Raw genomic sequence first — 14,737 nt, forward strand, 5'->3', positions numbered from 1 at the left:
CTACGCTGGCCTTATGCCGGATTCCCCTCTTTTTACCGCAGCCGCGATCGCAGTGATCGTGCTGGCCGTCGCCGTCGTCGTGGGTGTTGGCCTTAAGGTGATCCGCTCATTCCGCGACCTGGGCACGGACGCCGAGCGTGCGACCTACAACACACTTCACGCAGCTTCCAAGGCAGGGCAACACCTTCGCGGAGGTCTCCACCCCGCCAGCGCAGGCAAGGCCAGCAAGCAGCTGCGGGCTCTGCTGCGGTGCGATGCCTTGGCCATCACGGACACGGACTCCGTGCTCGCCTGGGATGGCGCAGTTGAGGAACTACGGCCCTCTTGGATGAGGTTCGCAGCGGAGGTTTTGACCACTGGGCGCACGGTGGTGGTTTCTGTCGGTCAGCCCACATCCGCCAAGCAGGATCACGGCAACCACGACTTCAGCGCTGTTATAGCACCGATCCGGGCTGGGTCCAGGGTTGTTGGTTCAGTGGCCGCACTTGCCCCTACGGCCGGGGCCGGGTTGGTGAGGGCAACCAGCGAGGTGGCCGACTGGATTGCCGCGCAGCTGGAGCTTGCAGAGCTGGAATCGTCGCGCACCCTCTTGATGGAGGCTGAGGTCCGGGCACTGCGTGCCCAGATCAGCCCGCATTTCATCTACAACTCGTTGAATGCGATTGCCTCGTTCATCAACACCGATCCGGCCCGGGCCAGGGAGCTCGTGGTGGAATTCGCCGATTTCACCCGGTACTCGTTCCGTCGGCACGGGGACTTCACCACAGTGGCGGAGGAGCTCCGCTGCATTGATCGCTACCTCTTGCTGGAGCGGGCCAGGTTCGGCGAGCGGGTCCAGGTGAGCCTGCGGATCGCTCCAGAGGTCCTCAGCACGGTCATCCCGTTTCTCAGCCTTCAGCCATTGGTGGAAAACGCCGTCCGGCACGGTTTGGAGGCCAAGGAAGGCCCTGGACACATCACTATTTGCGCGAATGATTCCGGAGCATTCGCCGAAGTGACCATCGAGGACGACGGCGTCGGCATGGACCCGGAGCATCTGCGGTCTGTGCTCGCCGGGTACACCGACGGCGACCATGTGGGACTTCGCAATGTGGACGCCCGCCTGCGGCAGGTCTATGGCGACGAGCACGGACTTGTCATCGACACGGCCCCGGGAGAAGGAACCATGATCACCATGCGGGTGCCGAAATCCCAACCCGGACACGATGCCTGAGCGGCGGTTAGTCTTTAATCATGATCAACGTGCTCGTCGCTGATGACGAACTGCCTGCAGTGGAGGAGCTCGCCTTCCTCCTGGGACGGGATGAGCGGATTGGTGCCATTCACCGGGCATCGTCCGGCGCCGAGGCGCTGCGGACGTTGGAAACCGAGTCCGTTGACGCTGTCTTCCTCGACATCCATATGCCGGCACTCTCCGGCTTGGACATCGCACGCGCCATTTCCCGCAGCAGCAGTCCACCCGCCGTCGTGTTTGTCACCGCTGATGAGGACTGCGCGCTGGAAGCCTTCGACCTCGCGGCCATCGATTACTTACTGAAGCCCCTCCGGGCGGAACGGCTTTCCCGTTCGGTGGACCGGATCAGCGAGCTCATCAAGGACGGAGCTCCCGCGCCGGAGATGATCACTGTGGACCTCGGCAGCACCACCCGCATGATCCGCCGTGACGACGTCACCTATGTTCAGGCCCAAGGCGACTACGCAAGACTGCACACCGCCGAGGCCAGCTACCTCATCCGTGTTCCCCTTAGCGATCTTGAACAGAAATGGGCGGATGCGGGGTTCATCCGGATCCATCGTTCGTATCTGATCGCACTGAACCACGTGCAGCACCTCAAGCTTTCCGCGACCGGGCCGAGTGTCGCGGTAGCCGGCGCCGAGCTGCCCATCAGTCGCCGGCACCTGCCATCGGTCAGGGACAAGCTGCAGTCCACCCGCATTCGGCCACAAGGATGACACGTGTCCGCGTCACCGCCCCGCGCCAGTTGGCCACGGCGGCACCAGGCAGGCCGCCGCACCCCCGGGAGGTTGTCGAGGACTCCGACGCCGGGCGAATTTTCATCCGCTCGCTCATCCGCTCCCAATTGCGGCTGGCCTTGGTGGTGGCCTGTGGGTTCCTGGTCATTCTCGCCGTGATCGCACTGTTCCTGGTCTATGGACCCGGGGTGGCGGAGACCCGCATCTTCGGCATTCCCTTGGATTGGCTGGTGCTGGGCGCTGGCATCTACCCCGTGATCGGGCTGAGCGCTTGGCTCTACAATCGTGCGGCAGCCCGCAATGAGGCGCGCTACCGGGACCTTGTGGAGGACAAGTGAACCCTGCCGTTGGTCTCTTCGCTTTTCTCGCTGTATCGATCGCGACGGCGGTCATTGGCTTCTACGGCCTGCGTATCTCACGTACCACCGGCGACTTCTACGTCGCCTCCAGAACCGTCCCGCCGTGGTGGAACGCGTCAGCGATCGGCGGCGAGTACCTGTCCGCAGCCAGCTTCCTGGGCGTCGCGGGGCTGATCCTGCTTTCAGGAACCGACGCGCTGTGGTTCCCCGTGGGCTACACCGCCGGTTACCTGATGCTGCTGCTCTTCGTGGCCGCCCCCCTGCGGCGCTCCGGCGCATACACCATTCCGGATTTCACCGAAGCCCGATTGGATTCCAAGCTGGTCCGCCGCGTGACGAGCCTCGTGGTGGTAGCCGTCGGCTGGCTGTACATCGTTCCGCAACTCCACGGCGCGGCGCTCACTATCCGGATCACCACCGGCCTGCCGTCGTGGGTAGGTTCGACGGCGGTGGTGCTGGTTGTGTGCCTCACGGTGGTGGCAGGTGGCATGCGCTCGATTACCTTTGTTCAGGCCTTTCAGTACTGGCTAAAGCTGACTGCTTTGGCAGTGCCTGTGGTGTTCGTCCTGCTGGCCTTGGCAGGCAACGGCGCACAGCCGCAGGCGCCCCTGCCCATCAACCCCACCGGCCAAGGCGCTGCCGGGGCCTACCAACACATATCCCTCTTGGTGGCGCTGTTGTTCGGCACACTGGGTCTGCCGCACGTGCTGGTGAGGTTCTACACCAACCCTGACGGCCAATCGGCCCGCCGGACAACGTTGATTGTGCTGGGGCTGCTCTCCGTCTTCTATCTGTTTCCCACGCTCTCCGGCGCCGTGGGAAGGATGTTCGCACCAGAGCTCGCGCAGTCCGGCCAGGCCGATGCCCTGGTCTTGTTGCTGCCCGGCAGGATTGTGGGAGGTATTGCGGGTGATCTGCTGTCCGCCCTGGTTGTAGCCGGTGCCTTCGCCGCGTTTCTTTCTACCACGTCCGGGCTGGTGGTTTCCCTGTCCGGAGTCATCAGCCAGGACCTCTTTGGCGGAAGCGTCAGGGGCTTCCGCCTCGCAGCGGTGCTCGCCGCCGTCGTGCCTTTGGGTTTTGCCCTCATGACTGACACCCTTGCGCTCGCTGGAAGTGTGGGCTTGGTCTTCGCTTTCACGGCATCCACCATCTGCCCGGTGCTGGTCCTGGGGATCTGGTGGCGCGGTCTGACCGATGCGGGCGCTATCGCTGGCATGCTGACCGGTGCGGTCCTTTGTGGCGGCGCCATGGTGGCAGGCACCCTCATGGGCCCAGGGAACGCGCCCGCGTGGCTGGCGCAGCCCGCGGCGTGGAGCGTCCCGGCCGCGTTCGCGGCGACCGTCGCCGTGTCAATCGTGACGAAGAACCGCGTGCCGGCCTCGGTGAACCGCGTGATGTCACGCCTACATGTGCCAGAGCGACCGGTAGCCACGGAGAGATAGCGGCAATAGGCCGTTGTCCACGGCCTCTGCAGGGTGGACAATGACGCCATGTCCGAGGAACCGGGTGCCGCCAGTCCGGAACCGCCGGCGCCCACACCGGAGCTATCCCCCAGCGTCCGCGCGCAATTGCTGGCCACGGAACACTGGAGCCTGCTCGCTTCCAGGAGCACCACCCAGGGCGAAGTCCTCACCCGCATCAGCATGTTCCTGACGTTCACCTCTGCCAGCCTCCTGAGCCTGGCGCTGGTGGGCAACGCCACCCAGTTTTCTGATGCGTTCAGGGCCTTCGCGCTGACCATCCTCAGCATTGACGTCATGGTCGGTTTACTGACACAGGTCCGCGTACTGAACGTCGGCATGGAGGACTTGATGTACGTGATCGCCATGAACAGGCTGCGGGCTGCCTACGTTGAACTCGATCCGGGGATGGCCCGCTATCTCATGGCGGGCTACCACGATGATTTGGCCGGCTCCGACCAGACATACTACTTTCTGGGCCCCCGGAGTTCGCTGAGCCAGCTGGCAGGCAGCAGCATGATCTTCATGATGACAGCGAACTCGGCCTTGCTGGCGTTATGGTCGGGTTCCGCGCTCCTGGCACTGGGACTTCCAATAGCCGTCTTCGTTTCCATCGCGGTCTTCGTGGCATTGGCATTTTTCACGGCGTCGATGCTTGCGGGCAAGCGGGCCTACGACCAGGCCTACCAGCACAATCCCCCGATCTCGCCCACTCCCCCGCAGGCTTGATCGGCTGGTCTTTAGTCGATCGCCGCCATGAGCTCTACGACACGCGCCAGGAAAGCGTCTACTTGGGCCTCTTCGTAGCCCTCTGCGCCCTTGGCCGCGCGGAAAACAGCTCGGCGCACAGTGTCCACGCTCAAGGCCTGATCGTGCTCAAGGTACCCGATCAGCTCGGCGCACAGGGCATCAACGTCCTGGACGTTGTAGCTGCGGGTCCCCTTCCGGGCGGGGCGGCGGAACCGCTCGCCGTCGGGCCGGTGAAGCCTGCCGCGCAGGATGCCGGAGAGCTTGCCGATCTGTCGCAGCCAAGCCTCTTCGCCCTGCTGGTTGATGAGATCGTCCCTCTCCCGGCGGGCGAAAGCGTCCTCCAGGCGGTCCAGCGCAGCATCGACGCTGTGAGCGTCGTAGCCACCCTTGACGGGGTCAAAAGCTACAGCCCGGACATCCACGCTTGCCAGTTGGTCTGCGGTGCCGACGGGGTTCTCGAACGATGTCCTGGCTCGCTGGAGGAACTCGTCCACTTGCTTGGCGTTATAGCCGTACTTGCTGCGCTCCACGCGATCGAACGTTGCGGGAATCTGGCGTCGAATATCCAAGGCCACTAATTTTCCTTCATTGGTTGTCAGACGCCGCTCAGCAGCGCGAACAGAACATAGGCTACAGGGGCTGCGAACACAATAGAGTCCAGGCGGTCCATCACGCCACCGTGGCCGGGCAGGATGCTGCTCATGTCCTTGACGCCCAGTTCGCGCTTGACCATGGACTCCGCGAGGTCTCCGGCGGTTGATGCGGCCACCATGCCAACGGCCAGCACCAGCCCCACCCACCATGGCTTGTCGAGTAGGAAGATACACGCGAGGACGCCGATGACCATGGCCCCACCGACCGATCCCGCGAAGCCCTCCCAGGACTTCTTGGGGCTGATCTTGGGGGCCATGGGGTGCTTCCCGAAGGTAGCACCAACGATGTAGCCGAACGTGTCGTTGGAGACTACCAGCAGCAACATCGACGCGATCTGCCATGCGCCGTCGGGTATCCCGTCCGGCCAGAACCCGACGGGGGTGGCACCCCCGGTGGCGTGGAGCGGCAACGCCGCAAAGCTGATGAGGAAAGGAATCCACGCCAGCGTGAATACGCCGGCGAACACGCTGCGGGGCGCACCTGCGGCGCTCTCAATGGAGCGCCACAGCAGAACGGCCACGGAGCTCGCCGTCATGGTGAACAGCAAACCCTCCAGTCCGCCGAAGTAGGCCGATACCGGCATCACCAGGCTGCCGACCATCACAGGAATGATCGGCATCCGGGTCCCTTGCGCCTCAAGCGCCCGGAAGACTTCCCAAACACCCAGTACCGCGAAAGCGGTGGTGAGCAGAACGAATCCCAGCGGGAGGAAAAGCAACCCTCCCAAAACGGCCAAAAGCATGGAAAGACCGACGCCGATGGCGGCCGGAAGATTCCGGCCTGCCTTGGGTGTGGGGTTCTTCCGCACGCGTCTGGCGCGCTTGGGGGTATCGCGTGTCGGGACCCGCTCAGCGGGCGCCGGCTCAGCCTGGTTCATCAGACCTCGAGCAGCTCGGCTTCCTTGCGCTTGAGCAGTTCGTCGATGCTGTCAACGTGCTGCTTCGTCAGGGCGTCGAGTTCCTTTTCAGCGCGTGCACCCTCATCTTCTCCGGCGTCGCCGTCCTTGACGAGCTTGTCCAGGGAATCTTTGGCCTTGCGACGGATGCTTCGGATGGAGACCTTGGCGTCCTCACCCTTGCCCTTGACGATTTTCACGTACTCCTTGCGGCGCTCCTTGGTGAGCTCCGGGATGGTCACGCGGATGACGTTGCCGTCGTTGGATGGGTTGGCGCCGACCTCAGAGTCGCTGAGGGCCTTCTCGATGTCACGCAGTGCGGTCTTGTCGTAGGGCGTGATGAGAATGGTCCGGGCATCCGGCACACCGAAGGAGGCCAGCTGCTGCAGCGGAGTAGGTGTGCCGTAGTACTCGACGATCACCTTGTTGTAGAGGGCCGGGTTGGCGCGGCCGGTACGGATCGAGGCGAAATCGTCCTTGGCTACTTCCACCGCCTTATCCATTTTCTCGCCGGCTTCGAGCAAGGTCTCTTCGATCACGGGTTTCTCCTCAGAAAATAGTTGCTGCCCAACTGCAGGCCGCAATGCACAGTAAAGATCCGCCACCAGGGGCGGACGGTCCTAGAAATATCCTAGCCCTTGCTAGGGAGTAACCAGGGTTCCCAGCGTTTCGCCGAGGATGGCACGGGTAACGTTACCCTCACCCTCCATGCCGAAGACCACCATGGAAAGACTGTTGTCCTTGCACATGGTCATTGCAGTCTGGTCCATGACCCGGATGTCACGGCGCAAGGCGTCGTCGTAGCTGAGGACATCAAGCTTCTCGGCGGTGGGGTCCTTTTTGGGGTCGGCGGTGTAAACGCCGTCCACACCGCTCTTGGCCATGAGGACCACGTCTGCGTGTACTTCGAGGGCACGCTGCGCCGCTACGGTATCCGTGGAGAAGTAGGGCAAGCCTGCGCCTGCGCCGAAAATGACCACGCGACCCTTTTCCATGTGGCGGATGGCGCGGCGGGGAATGTAGGCCTCAGCGACCTGACCCATGGTGATGGCGCTCTGGACCCGGGTCTCTACACCGGCCTGCTCCAGGAAGTCCTGCAGGGCCAGGCAGTTCATCACGGTACCCAGCATGCCCATGTAGTCGGCGCGGGAGCGGTCCATACCGCTTTGCGACAGTTCGGCGCCGCGGAAGAAGTTACCGCCGCCGACAACGATGGCCACTTCTACCTCGGTGACCGCTGCCGCGATCTGCTTGGCGATGGCGCGGACGGTCTCAGGATCGACGCCGAGCTTGCCCCCGCCGATGACCTCGCCGGAAAGTTTCAGAAGTACACGTCGACGGGTCTTCTCGGGCTGGATAGCAGTGTTGACGGTTTCCATGGTGCCTTCCCGTTGGTGGACTCTGGCTAGATTATCGTGCTGTGGGTCCGCGCAGGTACTACCCGGACGGGTGCATGAAAAAGGGGCGGCCACCGAAGTGACCACCCCTTTTCATGAATTACTAGTTTCCGACGCGGAAACGGGTTACTGCGGTTGCCTTGACGCCGGCTTCTTCGAGGACCTGTGCAACAGTCTTCTTGGAATCCTTGGCGAATGCCTGGTCAACCAGAACTTCACCCTTGTAGAAGCCCGTCACGCGGCCTTCCACGATCTTCGAAAGGGCAGCTTCGGGCTTGCCTTCAGCCTTTGCGGTCTCTTCTGCGATGCGGCGTTCGGACTCGACCAGTTCGGCCGGGACATCCTCGCGGGTCAGGTAGTTCGGAGCCATGGCTGCAACGTGGACAGCGATGTCGTGTGCGGCGGTGGCAGCGGCTTCGCCTTCACCGTCGACAGCGAACAGGACGCCAACCTGGGCCGGGAGGTCCTTGGACGTCTTGTGCAGGTAAGCGTCAACCGTGGTGCCCTCAACGCGGGAGATACGGCGGACAACAACCTTCTCGCCGAGGACAGCGCCTTCTTCGACAACAACCTCGGACAGCGGCTTGCCGTCAACCTCGGTAGCCAGCAGGGTCTCGAGGTCGGCTGCGCCGGACTCGACTGCAACGTTGAGGACCTTGTCAGCCAGCTGGATGAACTTGTCAGCCTTGGCGACGAAGTCGGTCTCACAGTTAACCTCGATCATCACGCCAACGCCGCCGTTGACCTTGGCGGCAACCAGGCCTTCAGCAGTGGAACGGCCTTCGCGCTTGGTAGCACCCTTAAGGCCCTTGATGCGGATGATCTCGATGGCCTTCTCAGCGTCACCGTTGGCTTCGTCAAGAGCCTTCTTGACGTCCATCATGCCGGCGCCGGTGCGCTCGCGCAGTGCCTTGATGTCAGCAGCAGTGTAGTTCGCCATGTGAACCCCTCTGTCTAGAAATTTGTGTGTTTACGGACTGACAGGACGGCAGCCCACCGTGTGAGCCGCCATCCTGTCAGTTGCCCCCGACGCTGTTTCCAGCATCGGGGAAGGTCCAGATTTACTTGGCTTCGGCTTCGCCGGCTGCAGCTTCAGTTGCTTCCGGAGCTTCTGCTGCGGGAGCTTCTGCGGCCGGAGCCTCAACTGCTGCCGCTTCTTCAGCCTTGCTGCCTTCGAGGAGCTCTCGCTCCCACTCGGCCAGCGGCTCTTCCGGAGCTTCGGTGGTGCCGGTTGCGCGCTGGTTGCGGGCGATGAGGCCCTCAGCTACGGCGTCGGCAACAACGCGGGTGAGCAGGTTGACGGAGCGGATTGCGTCGTCGTTACCCGGGATCGGGAAGTCAACTTCGTCGGGATCGCAGTTGGTGTCCAGGATGGCAACAACCGGGATGTTCAGCTTCTTGGCTTCGTCAACAGCAAGGTGTTCCTTCTTGGTGTCAACAACCCAGAGAACCGAGGGAGCCTTGGTCAGGTTGCGGATACCACCGAGGTTGGACTCAAGCTTGGTGAGTTCGCGCTTGAGGAGCAGGAGCTCCTTCTTGGTGTAAGCCGAACCTGCGACGTCGTCGAAGTTGATCTCTTCGAGTTCCTTCATACGCTGGATACGCTTGGCAACGGTCTGGAAGTTGGTGAGCATACCGCCCAACCAACGCTGGTTGACGTACGGCTGGCCAACGCGGGTAGCCTGCTCGGCAATTGCTTCCTGAGCCTGCTTCTTCGTGCCGACGAACAGGACGGTGCCGCCGTGGGCGACAGTAGCCTTGACGAACTCGTAGGCGCGGTCGATGTAGGACAGCGACTGCTGGAGGTCAATAATGTAGATGCCGTTGCGCTCCGTGAAGATGAAGCGCTTCATCTTCGGGTTCCAACGACGGGTCTGGTGTCCAAAGTGGACGCCGCTGTCAAGCAGCTGGCGCATAGTTACGACGGGCATGCCGACGCTCCTTCCGGCAGGTCATTCATGAGAGAGCCCATGGGGCTCTCTTACCCTGCCAATAGTTGACGGTTGTTTAGCCTTTGCCCGGATGGGCGTGGCTCCTGGCATCCATTGCACTTCTCATCCTGCGTGGAACCAAAGGCTCAGCCGGACCGCAAGAGGCGCAATCCTCCGCAGCATGAAGCCGTGAGGCTTCGCTGGTGGAGGGCTGGATACGCGTAGTCAGCCTGGGACCCTCACATATCTGAATGAGACATGTTCCTGAACTAGCTTGAGGGCACAGCAAACTGCTCCACCAAGTGTACTACAGCGACCCCACCAGTTTGACCGCGCGCAACCACCCGTTGTCCACATACGGAAGGGCAGGGATCGCCCCGGATTCGTCGTCACGGGAGGCTGGGTTCATGGTCCTTTCGAAGCTCACAATATCCACGACTCTTGCCCTCGTCGCCTTGGGAGGGGCGCCCGGCACTACGCCCACGCCAGAGGCCCGGTGGAGCTGGCCGCTCTCCCCCAAGCCTTCCGTCCTGCGGACGTTTGATCCGCCGGACAAGCCATGGCTCAGCGGGCATCGCGGCGTGGACTTAGGGCCAACGCCCGACGGCGCTGGGGTCACCGCGCCGTCGGATGGTGTGGTGACCTTTGCCGGCGTCGTGGTCGATCGTCCGGTACTGACCATCGATCAAGGCGATGGCCTCAAGAGCAGCTTCGAACCCGTGACCAGTGAACTCAAAGCCGGTGACGCTGTGCGCAAGGGTCAGGTCATCGGCACCCTGATGCCCGGACACTGTGGCAGCGCTACCTGCCTGCATTGGAGCGTGCGGCGCGGTGAGGACTACGTCAATCCGCTGGGCTTCGTGGCGGACAGGCGCCCGTCAATCCTGCTGCCGCTCCACTGAGCCCCCGCCACGTCAACAAACGTCTAGACGATGGCCGAAACTCCTGTGATGGCACGGCCCGTCACCAGGGTGTTGATCTCGTGCGTGCCCTCGTAGGAGTAGATGGCCTCGGCATCGGAGAAGATCTTGGCCATGCCATAGTCGGTGACGATGCCGTTGCCACCCAGGATGCTGCGTCCCAGCGCAACACTCTCGCGCATGCGTGCCGTAGTGAAAGCCTTAGCCAGAGCCGACTGTTCGTCCCTGGCCACACCGGCGTCTTCGAGTTGGGCCAGGCGAACCATCATGCCCATTGAGGCCACCGTGTTTCCGAGGATCTGAACCAGCTGGTTCTGCACCAACTGGAACGCCGCCAGCGGGCGTCCGAACTGCTGACGCTCCACAGCGTAGCTGCGGGCGACATCGAAGGCAGCCATCTGCAATCCAACGGCCTGCCAGGCGACTGCAAGGCGGGTCACCTTGAGGACCTTGTTGGTATCGCGGAAGCTGTTGCCGTTGGCAAGCTTGAAGAAGTCCGGAACCACCACGTTGTCCAGAAGGATGTCCGCGTTCTGCACCGTACGCAGGGAGATCTTGTTCTCGATCTTGCTGGCCGAGTAGCCCGGCACGGTGGTGTCCACCAGGAATGCCTTGACCTGATTGTCAGCCACATCTTTGGCGTAAATGACTACCCAGTCGGAGAAGGTGGCGTTGCCGATCCAGCGCTTGGCGCCATTGAGGATCCAGTTCTCACCGTCGCGCCTGGCGGTGGTGCGCGTTCCACCAGCGACATCCGAGCCACCCAAGGGCTCGGTCAGGCCGAAGGCGCCGATCTTCTTCAGGGAGTAAATGTCCGGCAGCCAGGCATCCTTCTGCTCCTGCGAGGCAAGGGCCTCGATGGAGCCCGTGAAGAGGCCATCATGGACACCCATGAAGGTAGCAATCGAAGCATCCGCGCGGGTCACTTCAGCGTGGAGCATGCCGGCGAACAGGTTTGAGTAACCCTGACGACGAACGGGGCTGACAAGATCGAGCTCGCCGAGCTTGGGGATGAGTTCCATGGGAAATTCGCCACGGTTCCAGCAGTCCACAGCGATGGGCTTGACCTCACGGGCCAGAAATTCGCGGACCTCCGCCAGGCGGTCCTGCTCTTTTCCTGTCAGCATCTGCTCGAAGGCGTAGAAGTCGCCGTCGGCATACGGAAGGTTGGTGGCGTCGAATGCAGCGTTGGACATATTCGCTCCTTCAGGTGGTCACCTGCGACCACATAAGCTCCGGACGGCCCGCGCTGCACCCAAGGGCATCGGGGCAGCAAAGTTACCGGCGAGTAGTAAGTTACTGATCAGTAACATACCGCATTGGAGTACGGACGCAAAAGAGCCGTGGCCGACGTCTTAATTGTCGGCCACGGCTCCCGCGTGAAATGTAGGGCTACTCGGACTTGAACCGAGGACCTTAGGATTATGAGTCCCGCGCTCTAACCAGCTGAGCTATAGCCCCAAGATGCCCGGACCGGCCGCATGGAAAACAGCGGAACCGGGCAAAGCACTCTAGCAATACTAATAGCTAAAGAGGAGTGCTTCTGTCACACCACTTTGTCCTCGTAGGAAGCTCCGCGGTAGAGGTCCTCGAACGTTTGGAGCGTGCCGTTGATGCTGTGCGGTTCCACCATCTCCCGGCTTAGCTTGCCCATGGCAGCAAGTTCGTCCTTGGGAAGTTCCACCAGCTTGGCGATCTTGGCCGCGAGCTCGTTACTGTCGTTGGGGGTAAAGAGGTATCCGTTCTCCCCGTCACGAACCAGGTGCGGCAGCGCCATGGCGTTGGCCAGCAGCACAGGAGTAGAAGCCGACATGGCTTCCAAGGTCACCAGTGACTGGAGCTCCGCAGTACCGGGCATGCAGAAGATATCGGCCTTGATGTACGCCTCACGCAGGTCCTCGTCGCTTGCTAGCCCGAGGAACCTCACCCGGTCCCCCAGCCCAAGCTTCGTGGCCTGGGCTTCGAGGGCAGGACGAACTTCGCCACCACCCACGATCTCCAGGTTTACGTTCAGTTCGCGCGGGGTCTTGGCCACTGCATCTATCAGCACGTTGATGTGCTTCTCTTCGGCAAGACGGCCCACGAACAGGACCGTGGGGTTGGCGTGCGGTTCAATGACCTCACCCGGCTGCAACTCATACGCAGAAGAGTCGATGCCGTTGGACAGGGGCAGGACCTTCCGCAGGAAAGCGTGCTGGTGCATGGCCTTGGCAGCGAGCGGCGTGGGCGTGGTCACCACATCGGCCTTGCCCATGACCTTGCCCATGTCCTTCCAGGAAATCCTGCCAACGATGTCCTTGAACCACTGCGGGAACGGAAGGAACGGGTTGAGGTTCTCGGGCATGAAGTGGTTGGTGGCTACAATGCGGATGCCGCGCTTATCAGCCTCGTAGAGGACGTGCTCGCCGATCATGTAGTGGCTCTGGATATGGACGACGTCCGGCTTGACCTTGTCGAAAAGAAGGCTGATTTCCTTCTTGATTTCCCACGGGAAGCAGATCCGGAAGTACTCGTGGGTGAAGACGCCATGGGAGCGGAGCCGGTGAACGGTGGCTTCGTCGCGGAACTCGGTGTAGCTCTTGCCTGTGTCCGGACGGCAGGCCAACACGTGCACGTTGTGCCCGCGTGCCGTCATCCCCTTGGCCAGGCGGTAGCCGAACTGGGCGGCACCGTTGACGTGCGGCGGGTAGGTATCCGCGGCAATCAGAATAGTGAGGGGCTTGTTGGTGTCGGGAATGGTCACGTGGAGAACTCCTGATGGTCACGGTGCGGACAGCATTGCTTGTGGCAATGCTGCGGTGTCGCCGGGTTGCCGCCCGCAATAGCGGTGGCGCAAGGTAAGAACTGCCCTAGGCCTTCCGGCTGGCAGCCGCCTTCGCGTCCTTCTTGCGCTTGGTGACTTCCGGATGGTGCCGGCTCAGGGCAATAACCCCCACGATAGCAAGCGTAGCGGCCGCAGCCATGGCGATGGCCATCACGGCGTGGACATCTGGACGAAGCTCGCCCAGGATCACAATACCGATTGCGATGCCCACCATCGGGTCGATAACGGTCAGTCCGGCGATGACCAGATCCGGCGGCCCCCCTGAGTATGCACTCTGGACGAACCATGAGCCCAGTCCCCCGGCGACCACGATGGCTATGAGGGTGTACCACTGGACGTTCAGCAGGAACAACCCGTTGGGATCGAGCAGATGCTTGCCGATGATGCGGGTCAGGACGGCAACGAAGCCGAACAGGACACCTGCCCCCAAAATGTAGATGAAGGCACTCATGCGGTGTTTGAAAAGAACCGCCAACGTTCCGAAGACTCCCACGGCCAGGACAAGCAGGAGAACAATCGTCAGTTCGTCCTCAGCGTTGACGTGATGGTTTTCCTGGGTGACCTGGACTGCCAACAAGACGAACAACGCTGAACCCGTGACGCAGGCGCTGATGGCCACGACTGTTGCCCGGTTGATGCTCAAGCCCTGGTCCTTGGCGTTGACCACGGTGGTGATGACCAGCGCAATGGCACCGATCGGTTGCACCACGGTCAGAGGCGCGGACACCAAGGCGATGGCATTCAGCACCATTCCGAGGGTCAGGAACAACAGGCCAAGCATCCACCTCGGGTTGCGCAGCAGACGCAGGAAACCGTTGGAACTGAGCGCAAGGCCGCCAGTATCCGCTTTGACCGCGCTGCCTTGCCGCTGGGCGCCGATGGCGAGGAAAAAAGCGCCCAGGAGCGCGAGGAAAACTGCCAGCCAGACCATCAGCTGTGCCCGCCGTCGTCGGTTTTCAGTTCTTTACCCTTACGCAAGATGGCCCAGAAGTAGTTGTAGGCCGCAACCCAGTGGCCGATCAGCCCGAAGCCCAGGAAAGTCCAAGCAGCCACGAAGTAGACCTCGGTAAAAGCAATAGGCAGCTTGGACAGGACAAGCAAGGGCGTGCCGACCAGCAGCAACGCCGTGCGGATTTTTCCGATGATGCTCACCGGAAGGTCCGGGTGGCTGCGGAAGTAGATCAAGGATGCGATGGCCAGGACGGCGTCCGGCACCAACAGCGCGGCCAGGTACCACCACTGCACGACGCCGGCAATCGCCAGAGTGAACGCGACAGCCAGCAGCGCGGCCCGGTCAGCCATGGGATCCAGGATCCGGCCCAGCTTGGAGGTCTGGTCGAAGCGTCTGGCGATGTAGCCATCCACCCAGTCAGTGCTGCCCATGATGACGAGCACCAGGACCGCGAAACCGTACTCCTGCTCCGATAATACGAGCCAGACAAACAGGGGCACACCCATGAAGCGAAGGACTGTGAGGATGTTGGGGACAGTGAAGATGAGGTCGTGATCAACCTGCGGACGGTCGGGGTGCGACCCGGCTCCGATCAATCTCAACTTGTCCCCCTTCCTCGTC

16 protein-coding genes and 1 tRNA gene are annotated in these 14,737 nt (G+C 62.1%); 6 read left to right on the forward strand and 11 right to left on the reverse strand.

Annotated elements, in window-relative coordinates; genetic code table 11:
* Nucleotides 1–13 precede the first annotated feature (13 nt).
* The 5 genes from AC0J5Z_RS16210 to AC0J5Z_RS16230 are packed head-to-tail and all read left to right on the forward strand — an operon-like array spanning nt 14 to nt 4,522.
* Nucleotides 14–1,213: a sensor histidine kinase gene (locus tag AC0J5Z_RS16210; protein WP_475034185.1), complete on the forward strand. Its 1,200-nt coding sequence runs from the start codon at nt 14–16 to the stop codon at nt 1,211–1,213.
* Between the two features lie 20 nt (nt 1,214–1,233).
* Nucleotides 1,234–1,953 (forward strand): LytR/AlgR family response regulator transcription factor, encoded by a 720-nt coding sequence (locus tag AC0J5Z_RS16215; RefSeq protein WP_475034187.1) that lies wholly within the window; start codon nt 1,234–1,236, stop codon nt 1,951–1,953.
* On the forward strand, nt 1,950–2,312 hold the full coding sequence (locus AC0J5Z_RS16220) for a DUF485 domain-containing protein (protein ID WP_475034190.1): 363 nt from the start codon (nt 1,950–1,952) through the stop codon (nt 2,310–2,312). Before AC0J5Z_RS16215 ends, AC0J5Z_RS16220 begins: the two co-directional genes overlap by 4 nt.
* Nucleotides 2,309–3,775: a sodium/solute symporter gene (locus AC0J5Z_RS16225; RefSeq protein ID WP_475034192.1), complete on the forward strand. Its 1,467-nt coding sequence runs from the start codon at nt 2,309–2,311 to the stop codon at nt 3,773–3,775. The genes AC0J5Z_RS16220 and AC0J5Z_RS16225 overlap by 4 nt, the downstream gene beginning before the upstream one ends.
* A 48-nt stretch (nt 3,776–3,823) precedes the next feature.
* The gene (locus AC0J5Z_RS16230; protein WP_475034195.1) at nt 3,824–4,522 is read left to right on the forward strand and encodes a hypothetical protein; all 699 of its coding nucleotides are present in this window, start codon (nt 3,824–3,826) and stop codon (nt 4,520–4,522) included.
* 11 nt (nt 4,523–4,533) lie between these two features.
* Here AC0J5Z_RS16230 and AC0J5Z_RS16235 read toward each other — a convergent pair whose 3' ends face one another.
* The 6 genes from AC0J5Z_RS16235 to rpsB all read right to left on the reverse strand — a co-directional run bounded on the left by AC0J5Z_RS16235 (nt 4,534) and on the right by rpsB (nt 9,420).
* Entirely contained in the window at nt 4,534–5,118 is a 585-nt protein-coding gene (locus AC0J5Z_RS16235) for a DivIVA domain-containing protein (protein WP_475034198.1), read from the reverse strand.
* A gap of 20 nt (nt 5,119–5,138) precedes the next feature.
* Nucleotides 5,139–6,074 (reverse strand): phosphatidate cytidylyltransferase, encoded by a 936-nt coding sequence (locus AC0J5Z_RS16240; protein ID WP_475034200.1) that lies wholly within the window; start codon nt 6,072–6,074, stop codon nt 5,139–5,141.
* Entirely contained in the window at nt 6,074–6,631 is a 558-nt protein-coding gene (gene frr / locus AC0J5Z_RS16245; protein ID WP_419202457.1) for a ribosome recycling factor, read from the reverse strand. Before frr ends, AC0J5Z_RS16240 begins: the two co-directional genes overlap by 1 nt.
* A 102-nt stretch (nt 6,632–6,733) precedes the next feature.
* Nucleotides 6,734–7,471 carry a UMP kinase gene (gene pyrH, locus AC0J5Z_RS16250; RefSeq protein WP_014921238.1) on the reverse strand — a complete coding sequence of 246 codons (738 nt, stop codon included), beginning with the start codon at nt 7,469–7,471 and terminating at the stop codon, nt 6,734–6,736.
* A 121-nt stretch (nt 7,472–7,592) separates the two neighbouring features.
* On the reverse strand, nt 7,593–8,429 hold the full coding sequence (gene tsf / locus AC0J5Z_RS16255; RefSeq protein ID WP_011774217.1) for a translation elongation factor Ts: 837 nt from the start codon (nt 8,427–8,429) through the stop codon (nt 7,593–7,595).
* Between the two features lie 121 nt (nt 8,430–8,550).
* A complete protein-coding gene (gene rpsB, locus AC0J5Z_RS16260) occupies nt 8,551–9,420 on the reverse strand; it encodes a 30S ribosomal protein S2 (RefSeq protein ID WP_475034203.1) in 870 nt (289 codons plus the stop codon).
* A gap of 407 nt (nt 9,421–9,827) precedes the next feature.
* Between rpsB and AC0J5Z_RS16265 the strand changes: the two genes are divergently transcribed.
* The gene (locus AC0J5Z_RS16265) at nt 9,828–10,322 is read left to right on the forward strand and encodes a M23 family metallopeptidase (protein ID WP_475034205.1); all 495 of its coding nucleotides are present in this window, start codon (nt 9,828–9,830) and stop codon (nt 10,320–10,322) included.
* 23 nt (nt 10,323–10,345) lie between these two features.
* Here the strand turns inward: AC0J5Z_RS16265 and AC0J5Z_RS16270 are convergent, their stop codons facing one another.
* The 5 genes from AC0J5Z_RS16270 to AC0J5Z_RS16290 all read right to left on the reverse strand — a co-directional run bounded on the left by AC0J5Z_RS16270 (nt 10,346) and on the right by AC0J5Z_RS16290 (nt 14,718).
* Nucleotides 10,346–11,536, reverse strand: coding sequence for an acyl-CoA dehydrogenase family protein (locus tag AC0J5Z_RS16270; RefSeq protein WP_475034207.1), 1,191 nt, complete (start codon nt 11,534–11,536; stop codon nt 10,346–10,348).
* Nucleotides 11,537–11,727: 191 nt separating this feature from the next.
* Nucleotides 11,728–11,801, reverse strand: a tRNA-Ile gene (locus AC0J5Z_RS16275).
* 85 nt (nt 11,802–11,886) lie between these two features.
* The gene (locus AC0J5Z_RS16280) at nt 11,887–13,083 is read right to left on the reverse strand and encodes a glycosyltransferase (RefSeq protein ID WP_475034210.1); all 1,197 of its coding nucleotides are present in this window, start codon (nt 13,081–13,083) and stop codon (nt 11,887–11,889) included.
* 106 nt (nt 13,084–13,189) lie between these two features.
* Nucleotides 13,190–14,095: a DMT family transporter gene (locus tag AC0J5Z_RS16285; protein ID WP_475034212.1), complete on the reverse strand. Its 906-nt coding sequence runs from the start codon at nt 14,093–14,095 to the stop codon at nt 13,190–13,192.
* A complete protein-coding gene (locus AC0J5Z_RS16290) occupies nt 14,095–14,718 on the reverse strand; it encodes a CDP-alcohol phosphatidyltransferase family protein (RefSeq protein WP_475034214.1) in 624 nt (207 codons plus the stop codon). The genes AC0J5Z_RS16285 and AC0J5Z_RS16290 overlap by 1 nt, the downstream gene beginning before the upstream one ends.
* Between the last annotated feature and the right edge of the window lie 19 nt (nt 14,719–14,737).

It is taken from the genome of Paenarthrobacter sp. TRD_SC_7 (genome assembly GCF_056156245.1).